Annotated in this window: 18 protein-coding genes; 8 read left to right on the top strand and 10 right to left on the bottom strand. The window is 70.9% G+C overall.

Annotation, left to right across the window (positions count from 1 at the left end):
- Positions 1-1,005, bottom strand: a 1,005-nt coding sequence (locus AB0H87_RS22355; RefSeq protein ID WP_360148671.1) for a BTAD domain-containing putative transcriptional regulator, incomplete at its 3' end; no start/stop codon positions are given.
- Between the two features lie 80 nt (positions 1,006-1,085).
- Here AB0H87_RS22355 and AB0H87_RS22360 point away from each other — a divergent pair.
- Positions 1,086-1,955 (top strand): alpha/beta hydrolase, encoded by an 870-nt coding sequence (locus AB0H87_RS22360; RefSeq protein WP_360148674.1) that lies wholly within the window; start codon positions 1,086-1,088, stop codon positions 1,953-1,955.
- 90 nt (positions 1,956-2,045) lie between these two features.
- The gene (locus AB0H87_RS22365; protein WP_360148677.1) at positions 2,046-2,735 is read left to right on the top strand and encodes a hypothetical protein; all 690 of its coding nucleotides are present in this window, start codon (positions 2,046-2,048) and stop codon (positions 2,733-2,735) included.
- A 3-nt stretch (positions 2,736-2,738) separates the two neighbouring features.
- On the opposite strand, the gene AB0H87_RS22370 is transcribed toward AB0H87_RS22365, so the two are convergent.
- Both AB0H87_RS22370 and AB0H87_RS22375 read right to left on the bottom strand, forming a co-directional pair.
- Positions 2,739-4,046 carry an ABC transporter substrate-binding protein gene (locus AB0H87_RS22370; RefSeq protein WP_360148681.1) on the bottom strand — a complete coding sequence of 436 codons (1,308 nt, stop codon included), beginning with the start codon at positions 4,044-4,046 and terminating at the stop codon, positions 2,739-2,741.
- A 27-nt stretch (positions 4,047-4,073) separates the two neighbouring features.
- Positions 4,074-6,140: an NPCBM/NEW2 domain-containing protein gene (locus tag AB0H87_RS22375; protein WP_360148684.1), complete on the bottom strand. Its 2,067-nt coding sequence runs from the start codon at positions 6,138-6,140 to the stop codon at positions 4,074-4,076.
- Between the two features lie 92 nt (positions 6,141-6,232).
- Here AB0H87_RS22375 and AB0H87_RS22380 point away from each other — a divergent pair, with 92 nt between their 5' ends.
- Complete coding sequence (locus tag AB0H87_RS22380) at positions 6,233-7,114, top strand: sugar ABC transporter permease (protein ID WP_360148687.1); 882 nt, start codon at positions 6,233-6,235, stop codon at positions 7,112-7,114.
- Complete coding sequence (locus tag AB0H87_RS22385; protein WP_360148690.1) at positions 7,111-7,926, top strand: carbohydrate ABC transporter permease; 816 nt, start codon at positions 7,111-7,113, stop codon at positions 7,924-7,926. The genes AB0H87_RS22380 and AB0H87_RS22385 overlap by 4 nt, the downstream gene beginning before the upstream one ends.
- Before the next feature lie 9 nt (positions 7,927-7,935).
- Here the strand turns inward: AB0H87_RS22385 and AB0H87_RS22390 are convergent, their stop codons facing one another.
- Positions 7,936-8,412, bottom strand: a complete 477-nt coding sequence (locus tag AB0H87_RS22390; protein WP_360148692.1) for a hypothetical protein — start codon at positions 8,410-8,412, stop codon at positions 7,936-7,938.
- Positions 8,413-8,604: 192 nt separating this feature from the next.
- On the opposite strand from AB0H87_RS22390, the gene AB0H87_RS22395 reads away from it, so the two are divergent.
- The 3 genes from AB0H87_RS22395 (at position 8,605) to AB0H87_RS22405 (ending at position 11,692) form a co-directional block, all read left to right on the top strand.
- Positions 8,605-10,278: a metallophosphoesterase family protein gene (locus tag AB0H87_RS22395; protein WP_360148695.1), complete on the top strand. Its 1,674-nt coding sequence runs from the start codon at positions 8,605-8,607 to the stop codon at positions 10,276-10,278.
- A 65-nt stretch (positions 10,279-10,343) separates the two neighbouring features.
- The gene (locus AB0H87_RS22400; protein ID WP_360148698.1) at positions 10,344-10,949 is read left to right on the top strand and encodes a hypothetical protein; all 606 of its coding nucleotides are present in this window, start codon (positions 10,344-10,346) and stop codon (positions 10,947-10,949) included.
- Positions 10,946-11,692, top strand: a complete 747-nt coding sequence (locus tag AB0H87_RS22405; protein WP_360148701.1) for a sulfite exporter TauE/SafE family protein — start codon at positions 10,946-10,948, stop codon at positions 11,690-11,692. The genes AB0H87_RS22400 and AB0H87_RS22405 overlap by 4 nt, the downstream gene beginning before the upstream one ends.
- Here AB0H87_RS22405 and AB0H87_RS22410 read toward each other — a convergent pair.
- The 6 genes from AB0H87_RS22410 to AB0H87_RS22435 form a co-directional block, all read right to left on the bottom strand.
- Positions 11,656-12,180, bottom strand: a complete 525-nt coding sequence (locus tag AB0H87_RS22410; protein ID WP_360148704.1) for a GNAT family N-acetyltransferase — start codon at positions 12,178-12,180, stop codon at positions 11,656-11,658. The two genes, AB0H87_RS22405 and AB0H87_RS22410, sit on opposite strands and share 37 nt — an antisense overlap.
- A 134-nt stretch (positions 12,181-12,314) precedes the next feature.
- Entirely contained in the window at positions 12,315-13,142 is an 828-nt protein-coding gene (locus tag AB0H87_RS22415; protein ID WP_360148707.1) for a DUF4097 family beta strand repeat-containing protein, read from the bottom strand.
- A 60-nt stretch (positions 13,143-13,202) separates the two neighbouring features.
- Complete coding sequence (locus AB0H87_RS22420) at positions 13,203-13,727, bottom strand: YcxB family protein (RefSeq protein ID WP_360148710.1); 525 nt, start codon at positions 13,725-13,727, stop codon at positions 13,203-13,205.
- Positions 13,728-13,806: 79 nt separating this feature from the next.
- Positions 13,807-14,313, bottom strand: a complete 507-nt coding sequence (locus AB0H87_RS22425) for a hypothetical protein (RefSeq protein WP_360148713.1) — start codon at positions 14,311-14,313, stop codon at positions 13,807-13,809.
- Positions 14,310-14,774, bottom strand: a complete 465-nt coding sequence (locus AB0H87_RS22430; RefSeq protein WP_360148716.1) for a hypothetical protein — start codon at positions 14,772-14,774, stop codon at positions 14,310-14,312. The genes AB0H87_RS22425 and AB0H87_RS22430 overlap by 4 nt, the downstream gene beginning before the upstream one ends.
- A gap of 55 nt (positions 14,775-14,829) precedes the next feature.
- Positions 14,830-15,987 carry an erythromycin esterase family protein gene (locus AB0H87_RS22435; RefSeq protein WP_360148719.1) on the bottom strand — a complete coding sequence of 386 codons (1,158 nt, stop codon included), beginning with the start codon at positions 15,985-15,987 and terminating at the stop codon, positions 14,830-14,832.
- Positions 15,988-16,113: 126 nt separating this feature from the next.
- Between AB0H87_RS22435 and AB0H87_RS22440 the strand changes: the two genes are divergently transcribed.
- Positions 16,114-17,552 (top strand): phosphodiester glycosidase family protein (locus AB0H87_RS22440; protein WP_360148722.1); only part of this gene is annotated, 1,439 nt, incomplete at its 3' end.

Here is a 17,552-nt window from a genome sequence, read left to right on the forward strand (position 1 = left end):
CGTGACCATACGGAGACCGGGGCGCGAATCACGCGGGGACGGACTGCCCGTCCCGATACCGTTATGCGGTGACCCTCGTAGCTGTCGCGGTCTGATCACCCGCGCCGTCAGTTCCGGGTCGCCGAGGCGTTCCGCGGCCTCGATCGTGGCCAGGCGCTGCGACTGGGCAGCGGCCAGGCCGCCGCCGACCGCCAGGCCGCGGAGCAGGTCGACCGTCGACTCCAGGCGTGCCGGGGTGCCGGCCGTGACGACCCGGTCGTAGGCCGCCGCCGCATCCGACCAGGAATCGTCCGGCGGGCGCAAGATGTCCGCTTCGAGGCGGCGCAGCTCCGGGCCCGGGTCCACACCGAGCTGTTCCCGCAGCAGGTCGCGGGCCCGGCGCAGCACCGCCAGCGCGTCGCCTTGGCGGTTGGCCCGCCACAGCGCCTCCGCCAGCAGTCGCCACGCGGTCTCCCGCCACGGGTGGTTCGCGGCGTGGGTGTCCAGTTCCGGCACCGCCTCCGCGGCGCGGCCCGCGGCCAGCAGCGTGGCGGCGTGCCGCTCGACCGCCTGCAGGCGCAGCTCCTCCAGGCGCGCCCGCTCGGCGGTGGCCCACGGCTCGTCGAGGCCGGCGTACGCCGGACCGCGCCACCAGCCCAGCGCCTCCGCCAGGCCGGTGCCCGCCGCGACCGCCGCCTCGAAGCGCCAGGCGTCGACCGCGTCCGGCGGCGACCGCAGCGCGTAGCCCGGGCCCTCGGTGACCAGCACCCGCGCCGGCGCGCGGGGCGGGCGGTCCGGTTCCAGCGCGCGGCGCAGCGCGGCCACGAACGTGCGCAGCGCGCTCACCGCCCCGGCGGGCGGGTCCGGCCACAGGTCGTCGACCAGGCGTTCCACCGGCACGACCCGGCCGCCGGCGGCGACCAGGCGGGCCAGCACCGCCCGGTGGCGGGGGCCACGCAGGTCGACCACCGCGCCGTCCGGGGCCCACGCGACCACCGGCCCCAGGACGCCGATTCGAACAGGCACGCAGGTCAACGTATCGCGCTCATCGGTTGCTCATCCGCGATCGGCACGCTGGCGGTGATCGACCACGAAGGGAACAGAACATGATCGAGGGTTTCGACGAGCGCCGTGTCCCGATCGGCGGCGACGTCACGATCAACGCCGCCGTGGGTGGTGCGGGGCGCCCGGTCGTGCTGTTGCACGGCTTTCCGCAGACCCATCTGATGTGGCGGCACGTCGCCGCCGACCTGGCCGCCGACCACACCGTGATCTGCCCGGACCTGCGCGGCTACGGCGCCAGCGACAAGCCGGTCGCCGGCGACGCCGACACCTATTCGAAGCGGACCATGGCCGCCGACGTCGTCGCTCTGGCGCGGGCGCTGGGCCACGAGCGGTTCGCGCTCGCCGGGCACGACCGGGGCGCGCTGGTCGCGTTCCGCGCCGGCCTCGACCACCCGGACACCGTCACCCACCTGGCGCTGCTCGACGTGCTGCCGACGCTGGACATGTGGGACGTCCTGCACGGGGTGGACGCGGCCGTCGCGTACCACCTGTATCTCATGGCCCAGCCGCCCGGCCTCCCGGAGCGGATGATCGAGGCCAGCGCCGACGCGTTCTTCGGCTCGTTCCTCGACGGCTGGGCCAACAACCCGACGGCGTTCCCGCCCGAGGTCCGCACCGCCTACCTCGAGGCCTCCCGCGCCGCGGTGCCGTCGATCGTGGCGGACTACCGGGCGTCGGCGGGCATCGACGTCGAGCACGACCGGGCCGACCGGGCCGTCGGCCGCCGCCTGGCCATGCCGGTCACGGTCGTCCAGCAGGACTGGGGCGCCGCCCTCGGCTACGACGCGGCCGGGCTGTGGCGGGCGTGGGCGCCGGATCTGGTGCACCGCACCACGACGGCGGGTCACTTCATGGCCGAGGAGGCGCCCGCCGAAATCGTCAAACTGTTGCGTGAACTGCTTACCCGATAGGGCGATGCCGCACATCTCGTCCGTCGTGCCGGGCCGGGGTGACGCTCTACGGTGGACAGCGATGTCTCCGTAGGGAAGGGGCCACGATCCGTGCACGAGGTTCCGGAGTCTCCGCAAGAGTGGCAGGGCGACCAGGCCGACGAGGATCCACTCCCGACGGTGCACCGCCGGGTGATGCTCACCGACCTGCCGGACAGCGGTCTGGCCGACATCGCCCGGCGGCTCAAGCTCACTCTGCCCGACCCGGAGCCCGAGCCCTTACGCACGGCGGAGCCCGACCCAGAGCCCGAGCGTGGGCCCGGGCCCGAGCCCACGGGAACGGCCGCACCAGCAGGGCAGGCCGGACCCGACGCCGGAGCCGAGCCCGAATTCGAACCCGAAGCCGCAGTCGCGCTCGAACTCGCGCCGGAACCCCACCCCCGGCCGGACGGGGCCCGGCCCGCGCTCGCCGCACTACCCGCGGACGAGATCGACGAACTCGCGCGCGGCCTGTTCGCCCGCGTCGTCGCCGGCCCGGCGGCGAACCGGGGCCGGCCGGCGGCGACGGACGAGCTCTACCGTCACCTGTCGCTCGCCGACGTCCGGCGGATCGACGCGTTCGTCTACCGCGTGGAGGTCGGGCGACCGGTCGTGGTCGTCCGGCCCTCCACCGCGCCCGAGGGAGCCAGAACCCTGCACCGCGTCGTGCGTACGACGGATGTCTGGATCGGGGTCCCGACCGCGACGATCCTCAACCCGCCGACCGACCTGCACGAGGCGGTCTACTACGCGGTGGACTGAAAGCTAGTCCACGAAGATCGTCTTCTTCTGGCTCTCGATGCTCTTCAGGATGCGGGCGGCGTCACCCGGCTTCTTGATGAACTCCTGCAGCGCCGGGATGATCACCGTGGACGCGAAGTCCGGCCGGGTGTCGCGGTCGAGGAACTGGGCGATGTTCTTCGCGCTGCCGACCAGCTCCGCCGACTTCTTCTGGATGCTGCTGTAGGCGCTCGTGTCCGCCTTGGTGTTCGACGAGATGAACGGCTCGCCGAGCTTGCTCGCCTCGGCCGCCGCCGCCGGGCTCGCCAGGTAGGCCAGCAGCTTCTTGGCGCCGCCCTTGTTCTTGGGCTCCGCGCTCATGCAGAAGCCGTCGATCGGGGCGTCGATGGCGTCCGCGCCGATCGCCGGGTCGATCGCCGGGAAGTTGAACAGGTCGACGTCCTCGCGCTCGTTCTGCGGGAACTGGTCGAGCAGGAACGTGCCGAGCAGGTACATGCCGGCCTTCTTCTGCTGCAGCGCCTGCGCCGCCTCCTGCCAGGTGCGGCCGAGCGAGTCGGTCGCGTGCAGCGGCAGGAACTGCGCCCAGGTGTCGAAGACCTTCCTCACCTCGGCGCTCTCCCAGGAGCCCTTGCCGGCCATCAGGTCGATGTGGAACTGGTAGCCGTTGACCCGCAGGTTGAGGATGTCGAACGTGCCCATCGCCGGCCAGCCGTCCTTGTCGGCGAAGCTGATCGGCACCAGCCCGTCGGACCTCATCTTGCCGGCCAGCGTGACCAGCTCGTCGAACGTCGTGGGCACCGCGTAGCCGCGCTCGGCCCAGACGCTCTTGCGGTAGAACATCGCCCACGGGTAGTACGACTGCGGCACGAAGTACTGCTTGCCGTCGTCGCCGGTCGAGGCGGTCTTGAACGATTCATTCACACCGTCGAGCGGCCAGACGTCGCTGATGTCGCCGATCAGGCCGCGCCGGGCGAAGAACCGCATGCGGTAGCCGGCGAACCAGGAGAACACGTCGTCCGGGTTGCCCTGCAGGTAGTTGTTGATGTTCTCCTGGAACGTGTTGTGGTCGATCTCGTTGAGCTTGACCGTGTAGCCGGCGTTCTTGGCCTGGAAATCGGCCACGAACGCCTGCCGCTGCTTGGCGAAGGTCGAGCCGACCTCGTTGGAGCCGAACGTCACCTCGCCGCCGCCGGCGTCTCCGCTGCCGCCGTCGTCGTCGTCGCCACAGGCGGCGAGCGCGGGGGCGGCCGCGAGGGCGGCGGCGCCGAGGAGCACGGATCGCCGGGGTACGGGCATACCGAACAGCGCTGGTGCGGGTGAGACCTGGTTCATCCGTTCCTCCAAAAGGGGCGAAGAGAATCAGCAGAGCAGGCGGGCGTCGGCCCAGTCGGCGTGGTCGTAGTCGATGCCGTTGCCGCCGTCGCCGACCACGAGGCGCAGCGCGCCGCGGCCGGTCACGTCGAGGTCGATCGCCACCGGGCCGGACGCCGCTGTCACCGCCGGGCTGGTGAAGAGCGTCGAGCCGTCGGCGAGCACCGTGAAGACCACGCGGGCGGTGGCCGAGCTGACCTCGGCGTCGATGCCGGCGACCGCGGTGAACCGCTCGCAGGCGCCGTTGAGGTTGACGGTCAGGTCACCGGGGGCGTGCGTGCCGATGCCGCGGACGTAGCCGACCCCGCCGACGGTGACCACGCCGCCGTCGCCGGCGGCCTGCTCGCCGTTGGACTGGTCGCGCTCCGCCGGCCCCCAGCCGTTGGTGCCGCTGAACGCGGGCGACGAGCCGGTGCCGGGTGCCGTGCAGGTCAGCGTCGCGCCACCCCAGTCGGCGTGGTCGTAGTTGGCGCTGTCGCGGGCGTCGGTGACGCGCAGCTCCAATGTGGTGTATCCGCCGGTGGCCACGCGCAGCTGGGTCGGTCCGTCGGCGGCCCGCTTGACCGGGCTGTACGCGAGCAGCCGGCCGTCGCCGTACACCTGGAAGCGCACCGACGCGGCGGCGTTGCTCACCTCGTCGTCGACCCCGACGGACGCGGAGAACAGCGGGCAGGCGCGACCGAGGTAGAGGTGCACGGCGCTGTCCGCGTGTGCGCCGACGCCCTTCGCGTACGTCGTGCCGTTGATGGTCAGCGTGCCGCCGTCGCCGGCGGCCTGCTCGCCGTTGGCCCGGTTGCGCTCGGCCGGCCCCCAGAAGTTGCTCGACGCCAGCCAGGCCACGTCACCGACCTGGTGCGTCCCGGCCGCGGGTGCGGCGGCCGGCGAGCCGGACCGGTTGACCCGGAACATCGCGACGCCGTGTGCGGGCACACTCGCGGAGATCGCCCCGGTCGAGGTCGAGGTGGCGCCGGTCCAGAGGTTGCGCAGCGCGTACGCGGTGGAGCCACCGAGGCCGACCTCGGCGGCGGAGGTGGTGATCGTCGCGGTCGCGGCGGTGCGGTTGAAGAGCACGACCGCCGCGCCGCCGTCGCTCATCGGCTTGACCCAGACCTCGGTCTCGCCGAAGTCGCGCACCTTGCGGCCCTGCGACCCGCCCCAGTCCTGGTTGACCGCGATCACGTCGGCGTTTCGGATGATCGACAGCGTCTGCGCCGACATCGTCCGAAGGTCGTTGCCGAGCAGCAGGGGAGCGTTGAGCAGGGCCCAGAGGCTGAAGTGGGCCGTGTATTCGGTCGCGGTCATGCCGCCGTTGCCGACTTCGAGCATGTCGGGGTCGTTGAAGCCGGTGTTGCGGGCGAACGGCTCGAGCCCGACCTGCTGGTCGAGCAGGGAGAGCACGCTGCCCCAGGTGTCGGTGATGTCGCCGGTGGTGCGCCACAGGCTGCCGCCGACCCGCGGGCCGAACAGCCACGGCTCGGCGAGGCCCCAGTTGCAGATGCTGTAGACGATCGCCCGCCCGGACGCCTTGAGCGCGTCGCCCATCGCCTGGTAGCGCTGCGCGTCGGGCCGGCCCTGGTTGTTGCAGTTGTCGTACTTGAGGAGGTCGACCTCCCAGGCGGCGAACGTGTTGGCGTCGACCACCTCGTGGTCGAGGCTGCCGGGCAGCCCCTGACAGGTCGCGGTGCCGGCGGACTCGTAGATGCCGAGCTTGAGCCCCCGGGCGTGCACGTAGTCGGCCAGCGCCTTGATCCCGGACGGGAACCGCGTCGGGTGCGGCTGGAGCCGGCCCTGTGCGTCGCGGGTGGACGCCATCCAGCAGTCGTCGATGTTGACGTAGCGGTAGCCGAGGTCGTCGAGGTTGTTCGCGACGATCGCGTCGGCGGTCTGCCGGATCAGGCTCTCGTCAATGTCGCACCCGAACCTGTTCCAGCTGTTCCAGCCCATCGGTGGTGCCGTGATCGGCACGACGGGAGTCGCGGCCACGCTTGGCGTGGGGATCACCAGCACGGCCACACCCAAGATCATGGCGACCGTGAAGAACAGCGGCTTACGCATGATCAGCACCAATCTTCGTGCCGCTACAACGTTACGTCAGTAAATATTGGCGGTTACGATCATGCAAGGGGGTCGATCTATGGAGGTGCCCGATGCGTAGCCCGAGACGGCTGACGGTGCGCGACCGGGTCGTCGTCGTGCTGATGATCGGCGTACCGCTGCTGTTCGTGATCCTGCTGGTCTGGTTGCCGGCGCTGGCCTCGGTCGCCCTGTCGTTCTCCCGGTGGGAGGGCTTCGGCGGCCTGAGCGCGATCGACTGGATCGGCTTCGAGAACTACAAGAACATCACCACGATCTACCCGCCGTTCTGGCCGGCGATCTGGCACAACCTGATCTGGGTCGGCTTCCTGTTCCTGATCCCGACGCCGCTCGGGATGTTCCTCGCCGTGCTGCTCGACAAGGAGATCCGCGGCAGCCGGTTCTACCAGACCGCGTTCTACCTGCCGGTCATCCTGTCGCTGGCGCTGACGGGCTTCATCTGGCAGCTCATCTACTCCCGCGACCAGGGCCTGCTCAACGCGGTGCTCGGGACACAGGTCGACTGGTACGGCGACCCGAACGTCAACCTGTGGGCCGTGCTGGTGGCCACCGCCTGGAAGCACACCGGCTACATCATGCTGATCTACCTCGCCGGCCTGAAGGCGGTCGACCCGGGCCTGCGCGAAGCCGCCAAAGTGGACGGTGCCAGCGAGCCGCGGGCGTTCTTCTCCGTCGTCTTCCCCGTCATGCGCCCGATCAACCTGATCGTCCTCGTGATCACGATCATCGAGTCGCTGCGCGCGTTCGACATCGTCTGGATCGTCAACAAGGGCCGCAACGGGCTCGAGGTGATCGCGGCGCTCGTGGCGCAGAACATCATCGGCGAGGCCAGCCGGATCGGGTTCGGCTCGGCGCTCGCGACGATCATGCTGCTGATCTCGTCGGTCTACGTCGTCGTCCACCTGCGCGCGACCACGAGGGGTGATGACCGATGAAACCGCGCCTCGTCCTGCACGCGTTCCTGGCCGTGATGGCGGTCGGCTGGCTGGTGCCGCTGCTGTGGGGCCTGTTCAACTCGCTGCGGGACTACGCCTACACGGGTACGCACGGCTACTTCTCGTTCGGCGGCTTCACGTTCGACAACTACGTCAACGCCTGGGAGCGGGCCGAGTTCGGCGAGAAGTTCCTGAACTCGATCTACATCACCGTGCCGGCCGTGCTGGCGACGCTCTTCCTCGCGTCCTGCGCGGCGTTCGTGCTCGCCCGGTTCAGCTTCAAGCTCAACCTCACGCTGCTGGGCATCTTCGTGGCGGCCAACCTGTTGCCGCCGCAGGCGCTGCTGATCCCGGTCTACCGCGCGTTCCGCGAGCTGGAGCTGCTCGACAGCTACACCGGCGTCGTGCTGATCAACACGGCGTTCCAGCTCGGGTTCTGCACGCTGGTCCTCAGCAACTACATGAAGACCATCCCGCACGAGTTGTACGAGTCGGCCGAGGTCGACGGCGCCGGGGTCACCCGGCAGTTCTTCACGCTGACCCTGCCGCTGGTGCGGCCGGCGCTGGCCGCGCTGACCACGCTGCAGGTGACCTGGATCTACAACGAGTTCTTCTGGCCGACCGTGCTGATCACCGACGGCGACAAGTACCCGATCACCAGCTCGCTCAACAACCTGCGGGGCGAGTTCTTCACCGACTACAACCTGCTCTCGGCCGGCTCGATCATCGTCGCGCTGCCGACGCTGCTGGTGTTCTTCGTGCTCCAGCGGCAGTTCGTGTCCGGGCTGACGCTTGGATCCACAAAAGGCTGAGCTCCACGGCTAGCGGCCGGCCAGCGGAAGGACCGAGTCCGGCAGCCGGCCGGTCGGGCGGTAGACCACGCACATGATGACGCGGTCGCCGTCCGCCCAGGTCTCGGCGGTCGGCAGAACGGGGTAGAAGTCGAGGCCCTCGCGCGACGTGCCCCGCCACAACTTGTCGAACGCATGCCCGCAGCGGTCCCAGCCGAACGTCGCCACGGTCGGCCGGTCGAACGTGCCGTCGGCGGCGTGGACGAACCCGTACGCCTGGTTGTCGGCGCCATCCGTGCACGGCACGTACACGACGACCCGGTCGTCGGCCATCCGGTCGTACTCCGGATCGTCGAAGCACTCGGTGGCCTCGATGTTGAGCAGACCGGTGGTCTCGGCGTCGAGGAAGGCGTCCGTCTTCTTCACCGGCGCGTCCGGCGGCGTGGCGAACAGCGTTCCGAGTGCCAGCACCGTGGCCGCCACTCCGACCCAGCGGATAACAGGCACCCCGGGACCGTAGGCGGCCCCGCTGGCTGCCGGGCCAACGCCGGATGTCGGGCCGGCTGCGCCCGGATGACCGCCTACCCAGCCGCCTTTCAGCTGTTCTTCAGTTCATCCGGAGGCAACGTCGAGGTCCGGTGGCCGTCGATCGGCTTTGGCTCAATGCGCGTGTCCCAATTCCCTGAGGAGGGAACCAAGTTGAGTGAGGTCAAGAGGCCTTGGACTGCCGGCCGTCGCCGGGCGGCGATCGCGGCGATCGGCGCCGCGGCGCTGTTCGCCGGCGGTGTCGCGTTCGGCCCGGCCGCGTTCGGTGACGCGGCGCCGACCAAGTTCCCGGCTGCCGAGTACTACAAGCCGACCCCGGTGCCGGACCGGGTCATCCTGATCCCGACCGACAAGCCAGCCACCAGCCAGCGCGTCTCGTGGCGCGCCGAGGCGTCCGCCGAGTGGGCGCAGGCGCAGATCCTCGAGGCGCCGAAGGCCCTCGGCGACGTCGCGCCGGCCGCCGGTGCCGTGCGCACCGTGAAGGCGTTCGCCAACACCCCGGTCAACACCTCGCTGGGGTACGCCTCGACGTACCACTCGGTGGAGTTCACCGAGCTCAAGCCCGGAACCCGGTACACCTACCGGGTCGGCGACGGCACCAACTGGAGCGAGTGGATCGACTTCACCACCGCCGCCGAGGGCTTCCAGCCGTTCTCGTTCATCTACTACGGCGACGCGCAGAACTACATCGACAGCGCCGTGCCGCGGGTGTTCCGCCAGGCGTTCGCCGACCGGCCGCAGGCCAAGGTGATCGTCAACGCCGGTGACCTCATCGACTCCGCGAACAGCGAGGAGCAGTGGGGCCAGTGGTACAAGGCCGGCGGCTTCATCGACGGCCAGGTCAACAACATCTCGGTGACCGGTAACCACGAGTACAGCGGCACCAGCCTGTCGTCGTTCTGGGCGCCGCAGTTCCCGTACCCGGACAACGGTCCGGCGGCGTGGGGCAACGAGGCCGCGCTGGACTCGACCGCGTACTCGGTCGACTACCAGGGCGTCCGGTTCATCGGGCTGAACACCAACGTGCAGAGCATCCCGCAGTACATGGACGCGCAGACCGCGTGGCTCGAGGGCCTGCTTAAGGACAACCCGAACAAGTGGACCGTGGTGACCTTCCACCACCCCGTCTACTCGACCGCCGAGGGCCGCAACAACCCGATCGTCCGGGCGCAGTGGGGTCCGCTGTTCGAGAAGTACGGCGTGGACCTGGTGCTCCAGGGTCACGACCACACCTACGGCCGGGGCAGCACCACCGCCTCGAAGCAGTCGGCGCTGGTGCACAACAGCACCGTCTACGCCGTCTCCGTCTCCGGCGGCAAGATGTACGACGTCGACGGCTCCGTCTGGACCGACAACGGCGCGGACATCATGGCGAAGACCGAGGACTCGCAGCTCTACCAGATGATCGACGTCAAGGCGGACTCGCTGACCTACGAGGCCCGCTACGCCAACGGCCAGCACTTCGACGGCGTGGTCGTGCGCAAGAACGACGAGGGCAAGCGGACGGTCAACGAGTGGCGTACGCCCGAGACCACCACGGGTGAGCACGTCATCGTCAGCACCACCGCGCCGAAGGCGGGCAGCAAGCTGGCCGTCACCGGCTACGGGTACGACCCGAACGAGTCGGTCGACATCTACCTGCGCAAGACCAGCACCGCCGAGGGCAAGCCCGGCATCCTGATCGCCACCAAGAAGGCCGACGAGCTGGGCCGGTTGGACTACACGTTCACCCTGCCGTCGAGCGCGTCCGGTGGCAGCACCCACACCGTCTACCTGGAGAGCCGCACCCAGCAGATCTTCAGCCCGGTGATCACCGTCAAGAAGTAGTTCTGTTCCTGGTGCGGGCCGGCCTTCCGCCGGCCCGCACCGCTCTCTTGTCACGAGGAGCATCCGTGAGACGGTTGTTGTTCGGCGCGCTGGTCGCGCTGGCCGTCGTCGGCCTGGCGGGTTCGCCGGCCGCGGCGCACCCGTTCGGCCCGCCGTCGACCGCGAAGGTCACCGTGCGCGGCACGTCGCTGACCCTGGTCTGGCACGCGGCCGAAGACGACTGGGTGGCGCTCGGCCAGTCGCTGGGCGCGTTCGACGACCCGTCCACCGACCTGACGGGCGAGCAGAAACTGCAACGCTCGTCGGCGGTGCACCAGTATCTGCTCGAGCGCATGACGGTCCGCCAGTCGGGCCGGACCTGTCCCGGGCAGTTGGGTGAGCTGACCGACCTGCTGGCCGCCGGCGCGACGATCGTCTACGAGTGCCCGGTCGAGGTCGATCTCGTCCGGATCAAGCTCGCGGCGCTGATGGACCTGAACGAGGCGTACCGGACGGTGCTGGTCGGTGACTCCGAGGCGCTGTTCACGGTCACCTCGCCCGAACAGGAGCTCCGGTTGCACGGCTCGTCGGTGCCGGGCGCGGTGCTGCCGCTGGCCGTCGGCACGGCTCTCGTGCTGGTCGCGGGCGTGGTGGTCGCGATCGTCCTGCGGCGCCGGCGGCGGTCCGCGTGACGGGCCTGGAAGGACTGGACAACCGGCTGATCACGCTGTTCGACGGCGGCACGGTCTTCTGGCTGTTGCTGCTGGTCGCCCTGGGCGTGGGCGCGGCGCACGCGGTGGCACCGGGCCACGGCAAGACCATCACGGCGGCGTACCTGGTCGGCACGCACGGCCGCTACCGGGACGCGCTGCGGCTCGGCGTGATCGTCGCGGTGATGCACACGTTCTCGGTGTTGGTGCTCGCGCTGCTCTGGGTGGGCCTGAGCGTCTCGGCGAGCATGGGCACGAAGGCGGTCACGGCCTGGATGCAGGTCGCGGCGGGGTTGGTCGTGATCGCGGTGGGCGGCCGCCTGGCGTGGCGGCAGATCCGCCGGCGTCGCCACCATCATCACCATTCGCACGACCACTCGCACGGTCCGGACGAGGCGACGGATCCGTGGTCGCGTCGCGGTCTGGTGGCCCTGGCCCTGTCGGGCGGCCTGCTGCCGTCGCCGTCGGCGTTCCTATTGCTGGTCAGCGGTCTGCTCACCGGCCGCTCGGTGGACGCACTGATCCTGGTGCTGGCCTTCGGGGTCGGCATGGCGGTGACGCTGACCGCGGTCGGCGTGGTCACGGTCCGCGGCTTCGGCGCGCTGGCCGCGCGTACCCGCAGATGGTCGGCGATCGCCGCGTGGACCCCGGCGGTGGCCGGCGTAGCGGTGGCGACCGCCGGCTTCCTCTACGTCGCGGCGGCCGTCTCCACCCTGACGGCCTGACCGTCGAGCAGCAGCTCGTAGCGGTCGAGATCGCCGCTGGCGCCTGCTCGCCGGAAACCCGCACGTTCCAGCGTGCGTTTCGAGGCGAGGTTGTCCTGGTCGGTGTCGGCGACGACCCGGGACACCCCGTGTGCGGCCGCGACGGTCAGCAGCGCGGTCAACGCCTCGACCGCATAGCCGAGGCCGCGCGCCGAAGGTGCCAGTCCGTAGCCGACCTCGACACACCCGTCGCGCGGTCGGCCTTTGAAGCCGATGCCGCCGATGGCCTGGCCGTCGGCCGTGCGCGTGATCCGGTAGTGCCCGAACGGCCGTTGGTCGCCATGGGCCGCGGTGGTCCGCAGGAACGCGGTGACGCCGATGACGTCGCCGTCGAACGGGAAGTCGGCGGCCCAGAGGTCGCCGGGCCCGGCCCGGCGCGCGGTGATGCGCTCACCCTCGGCCGCGTCGATCGGGTGCAAGGTCAGGCGCTGCGTGCGAACCTCGGTCACGGCCGCAGCCAAACAGGTCACCGCCGGGTCCACAAGCGAATTCGCCGCGCTGGCGGGCCGGTTGCCGCGGCGCGGTTCGCCAGGTCGGCCCTTCGTGCGCTTCCACCACTGCGGCGGCCACCCGCCCCAGCCGATCAGTTGGCGGCGGGGCGGATGATGATGTCGCCGTGGCGGGTGCGGGCGTGGACGGTGACCTCGCTGTCGGGGTTGCTCGCGGCGGAGACGTAGTCGCGGACGGCGCCGCGCTCGCTCTTGGCGGCCACGTAGGCGGTGGTCCCGGGGGCGATGCCGACTTCGATGTTGCCGGAGGCGTTGGTCAGGGTCGCCTGGCCGTGGGTCAGCCGGCCGATCCGGATGGCGCCGCTGGCGGTGGTGGCGGTGACGTCGGCGTCGGCGCGGTCGATGTCGAGGTCGCAGGTGGCGGTGTTGAGCTTGAAGGCGGCGTGGGCGTGGCCGATCCACGCCTGGCCGCCGGAGCTCTCGATCGCGACCGGCCCGAGCGCCTCGCCGATCCGCATCGTGAAGGCGCCGCCCTCGACGTCGGCGGTGCCGGCGACGTGGTCGACGGCGACCTCGCCGGAGGAGATGTTGGCCCGCAGGGCGTTGACGTGGTCGAGCCGGGCCTTGCCGGAGGCCATGTGCAACTCGCTGTCACCCAGCTTTCCGGTGGCGTGGATGTCGGAGTGCGCGAGGTAGGCGGCGAGGCTGGAGCCGGCGGGCAGGTCGATGGTGATGGCGACCGAGCCGTCCTTGTCCCCGGAGGCGGTGGTCTTGACCGAGAGCCGGCCGTCGGCGTACTCGACCTTGGTCTTCTCGGCGACCTTGACGTCCTTGCGGCTGGTCTGGTCGATCGGAGCGACGGTGACGCTGGTATCGGTGCGCTCGGAGGCGGTGACGCGGACGTGGGCGCCGGCGACCTCGACGGTGGCGGTGACGGGCTGCGGGCTGGCGAAGGTTGGCATGTGGGTACCTTCGCCGGCCGGCCCGCCACCGCTCTGACACGCCGCTGACACGCGCTGACGTCAGGCTCGTCGGTTGCTGTGCGTGTCGAGCAGCGCCCGCAGGTGGGCCGCGTCCTCGCCGGCCAGGGCGCGTTTCGGCAGCACCAGCGCCATCGCGCCCAGGCTCTTGGACGCGAGCAGGACGAAGGAGCGGTCCGTCTCGGCGTACAGCGGATATTGGGACCAGGCCGACTTCGACTCGCCGGTCCCGTTGTCCGCGTGGATGCCGGTGTCGGTGACCGTGGTCCGGACAGGCTGGGCGAAGGCGGGGTTGCCGCGCAGGATGAGACGGGCCTGCCAGCGGTAGAACGGCCGCACGACGAGCCGGAACACCAGCAGGCCGAACCCGACGCCGAACACCGCGATCACGAGGCAGGCGACCGCGATGATCACGAGGCCCTCGGCCGGCGTCTCCCACACCTTCGACCGCACGAGGCCGATGGCGAGCCCGATCAGCACCGGAATCAGGAACAACCCGACCCGCCAGCCCCGCCGAACCCCACGCCGCTGGGTCGCGATGGCATCCACCAGATCGTCGGAGGTCACGGTGTAACGCAGTTCGACGGTCCTGACCTGTTCAGTCACAAGATCTTCAGCGCCCGCGGCCGCGTCCGCGTCACTGGTGTCAGATCGGTCCGGTGAAACAGGATTCGGCGTACGCCCGCTTGGCCGTGACGTCGCGGTCGGAGCGCAGGTAGCGGGTCCACGCCTGGTGCTCGTGTGCGACCGCGCCGAACTCCCACACGCACATGACGCCGCGGTGTGCCGTCTGGTCGGTCGGTTCGAACCCGCCGCCGTCCTTGGCGTAAACCGTTTCCCACATCTCGTTGTTGCCGCGCCAGGTGCACACCAGCAGGAGGTGGACGTGTTCGCCCGAGAGGTGGTGGATGACGAAGCCCAGGTCACCGGCGATCGCCAGCCCGCCCGCCGCGACCTGCGCGGTGAGGAAGCCGCGCGCCTCCTCGACGACCGCGGGATCGATGACCTGATCCGGGCGCCGCAGGAGGTACCACTTCAGGTAGGTGGCCGGCAGGACGAGCGGGCGGCCGGGCGAGATGTGCTTGGCCACGTGGCGGTAGTCGGCGTCGACGACGTTGCCGACGGCGGCGAGCGTCTCGTCGGTCGGCGTCACGGTCGTGCCGCCTCGATGCGGGTGAACTCCATGACCCAGTTGGACTCCCAGGTGCTGCCGCCGTCCGCGGAGAACTCCTGCTCCCACCGCGCCGAGGTGGCGGTGATGCCGGACCAGATGAAGTGCGCCCTGACCGGCTTGCCGTCGTGGGTGTCGTCCCCGAAGAAGTCACCGCGCCCGTCGGTGAAGGTGCCGACGACGGGCGGGAAGAGGACGCCGGTGCGGCTGCTGGCCCAGTGGAGGGACCATTCGGCACGCTCGACGTCGAAGAGGCGCAGCGTGAAGCCGCGGGAGCCGAGCGTGGGGAAGACGATCTCGTCGATGTTGCCGCCGCCGTCGAAGATCTGCTGGCAGGTCGAGGTGCCGGGAAACGTCTGCCAGTCGTCACTGCCGGCGAACAGGGTCGCAAGCCGGCGGTTGACCACGTTCCACGAGCCGATCAAGAAGTCGAAGTCATTCACAAAACGATCATGAGCCGCCACCCCTGACACCTTCTGTCAGCGGTCGCGAAAGCCGTCAGCCAGGGATGTGGAGGATGCCGTCGGTGGTCGTGGTCATCGCCTCGTCCAGGGGGAAGTAGCCCTGTTCCGGGGTTGGGTCGGTCCGTGTCGTGAACGAGCCCGAGAGCACACCGTCCAGGGCCGGTCGGTCGAACAGCGTCGCCCCGTCCGCCGCCGCGCTCAAGGCCGCCTCGAACGTGCCCGGCGGCGGTGTCGACAAGGACAGCGGTGTGCTCGCGCCCAGGCTGCCGACGATCACCCTGTAGCGGTCGCCGAGCAAGGCTGAGACGATCGAGCCCGCGCCGGACCATTTCAGGGCCATTCCGGCCAGGTTCCAGGTGCTCGGCGGGCGTTGGACGTGCCGGTTGTTGCCGAACACGAACGTCGGCCCGCGGTGTTGCTCCTGTGCCCGGATGTCCAGCAGGTTGTGCGCCATCCATGCGTCCCGCACACCGAGCAGCCGCGACGTGCGCACCGCCTGCGGTGCCGGTGCCGCCGCCTCCGCGTGGTAGCCCAGCACCCGCGCCGCCACGTCCGCGTGCAGGTCCGCCCGCCGCCACTCGGCCAGCGACGACCCGGCGACCAGCTGCGGGGCGTGCGCGTAGAGCGCCGTCCGCAGGTCCGCCGCGATCGCCCGCAGCCGGGTCGCCTCCGGTGTGCGCCCGACCGAGCGCGTGTGGTCCAGGATCGCCTCGGCGTCGGTCCACCGCTCGTCCGCGCCGACCAGGTCGCCGATGTCCGCCGGTGGATCGACATGATCGCCGAGGTAGGCCAGCACGTGCGCCAGGTAGCGCCGCGGGCTCGGTGCTCCCGTCATCTCCAGCGGCGCGTCGAAGCCGTGCAGGGTGACCCGGTCCGCGGCCGGCCGCGAGGCGTTGTAGAACCGCATCCAGTCGAGCAGTTCCGGGTTGCCCGGCAGCGGCCCGAAGCCGTGGCTGAACCCGTCGGCCAGCACGGTGTCGAGCGTCTCGGCGGAACCTTGGACATACGAGCCCGCGACCAGCCCCGCGATCCGGTCGGACTCCAGCGCGATCGAGCGGAACCCCAGCTCGACCAGGGCCTGGAAGATCTCGTTGCGCGCGAACGCGAACCCCGGCTCACCGTGCGTCGGCTCGCCCAGCGCCAGCAGGTCACTGCCGGCGGCGGGCCCAGCCACGAACTCGCGGATGGTCACGCCATCGCACGTTACCGGTCGGCGGTCAGCCCCACGTCGTACCTGCACGCGCGGGCACCTGAAGTTTTCTTTCACGTACGCAATCATCTCTTGAAAATTCCTCCAAGTTCCGGTTGGCTCGCCGGCATGGGTTCCCGTCGATACCCCCGGCGCGTCGCGCCTCTGCTGCTGCCTCTGCTGGCCGTGCTGGTCGGTGCCGCCCCGGCCGCCGCGGCGCCGGCCCCACCGGCCCATCCGGTGCTGTCCACCGTGGTCGCGCCGGCCGTCGCCGACGCGTCGATCGAGACCGACCGGCGCACCCGGCCGGTCGCGCCCGGACTGGAGTTGACCTCGTTCGACCGGCTGGACGCCAACGGCTGGATCCGGGCCGACGCGCTCACCGCCGACCTCGGCGGCTCGGGCCTGTCCGTGGGCTACGTGAACACCGGCGCCGTCGCCCGGACCGCGCCCTTGCGTGGCGTCGTCGACCAGGCCGGCGCCGTCGCCGCGGTCAACGGGGACTTCTTCGACATCAACCAGTCCGGTGCGGCGCAAGGCATCGGCGTACGCGACGGCGACCTCGTGCAGTCGCCGGTGGCCGGCCACCCGGACGGCGTCGCGATCGGGCCGGACGGGATCGGCCGCGTGGTGCAGTTCTACTTCGCGGGCACCGCGGCGCTGCCCGGCGGCCCGGTGACGCTGACCCAGTTCAACAACATCGTGCAGGCCGGCGGCGTCGGCGTGTTCACGGCCCTCTGGGGTGACTACGACCGGGCCCGCGCGGTGGCCGGAGCGACCAAGGTGACCGAGGTGGCGGTGACGGGCGGCACGGTCGCCGGCGTGGCGCCGGCCGCGGGCAAGGGCCCGATCCCGGCCGGCACGACGGTCCTCCTGGGCCGGGACGCGGGCGCGGACGCGCTGGCCGGGCTGCGGCCGGGCGACCCGGTCGAGGTGACCTACCAGGCCCGCCCCTCCGACGACCGGGCGGTGGCGGCCGCGATCGGCGGCAACCGGGTGCTGGTCAAGGACGGCGTGCCGCAGGACATCGGCGACGTGACGCCGGAGCCGCGGACCGCGGTCGGCTTCTCCGCGGACGGCAAGAAAATGATCATGGCGACCGTGGACGGGCGGCAGGCGGACAGCCGCGGCGTGACGCTGACGGAGCTGGGCCGGCTGATGGCCTCCCTCGGCGCGCACGACGCGCTCAACCTCGACGGCGGCGGCTCCTCGACGCTGGTGGCCCGCGAGCCGGGCGCGCCGGCGGTGCGGGTGGAGAACGCGCCGTCGGACGGGTCCGAGCGGCCGGTGCCCAACGGGCTCGCGGTCTACGCGCCGAAGGGGAGCGGGCAGCTGCGGGCCTACTGGGTGAAGACCGCGATCGACCCGGCGAGCGCGCCCGGCATCGGCCCGGTGAGCGGCGGGCGGCCGGACCGGGTGTTCCCGGGCCTGACCCGGCAACTGGCCGCCGCCGGCTATGACGAGACCTACGGCCCGGCGGCGGGCGCGCCGAGCTGGCATCAAGAGCTTCCTGCGCCTGCACATCGCGGCCGACGGCGCGCTCACGGTCTACCCGGTAGCGGTCGACC

Source organism: Asanoa sp. NPDC050611, from assembly GCF_040654855.1.
Taxonomy (GTDB): Bacteria; Actinomycetota; Actinomycetes; order Mycobacteriales; family Micromonosporaceae; genus Asanoa.

What these genes read in the sequence shown, in the direction of transcription:
- AB0H87_RS22415 (WP_360148707.1), bottom strand. Translation starts at nt 13,142, where the DNA reads ATGCCAACCTTCGCCAGCCCGCAGCCCGTCACCGCCACCGTCGAGGTC.
- AB0H87_RS22360 (WP_360148674.1), top strand. Translation starts at nt 1,086, where the DNA reads ATGATCGAGGGTTTCGACGAGCGCCGTGTCCCGATCGGCGGCGACGTC.
- AB0H87_RS22375 (WP_360148684.1), bottom strand. Translation starts at nt 6,140, where the DNA reads ATGCGTAAGCCGCTGTTCTTCACGGTCGCCATGATCTTGGGTGTGGCC.
- AB0H87_RS22385 (WP_360148690.1), top strand. Translation starts at nt 7,111, where the DNA reads ATGAAACCGCGCCTCGTCCTGCACGCGTTCCTGGCCGTGATGGCGGTC.
- AB0H87_RS22370 (WP_360148681.1), bottom strand. Translation starts at nt 4,046, where the DNA reads ATGAACCAGGTCTCACCCGCACCAGCGCTGTTCGGTATGCCCGTACCC.
- AB0H87_RS22380 (WP_360148687.1), top strand. Translation starts at nt 6,233, where the DNA reads ATGCGTAGCCCGAGACGGCTGACGGTGCGCGACCGGGTCGTCGTCGTG.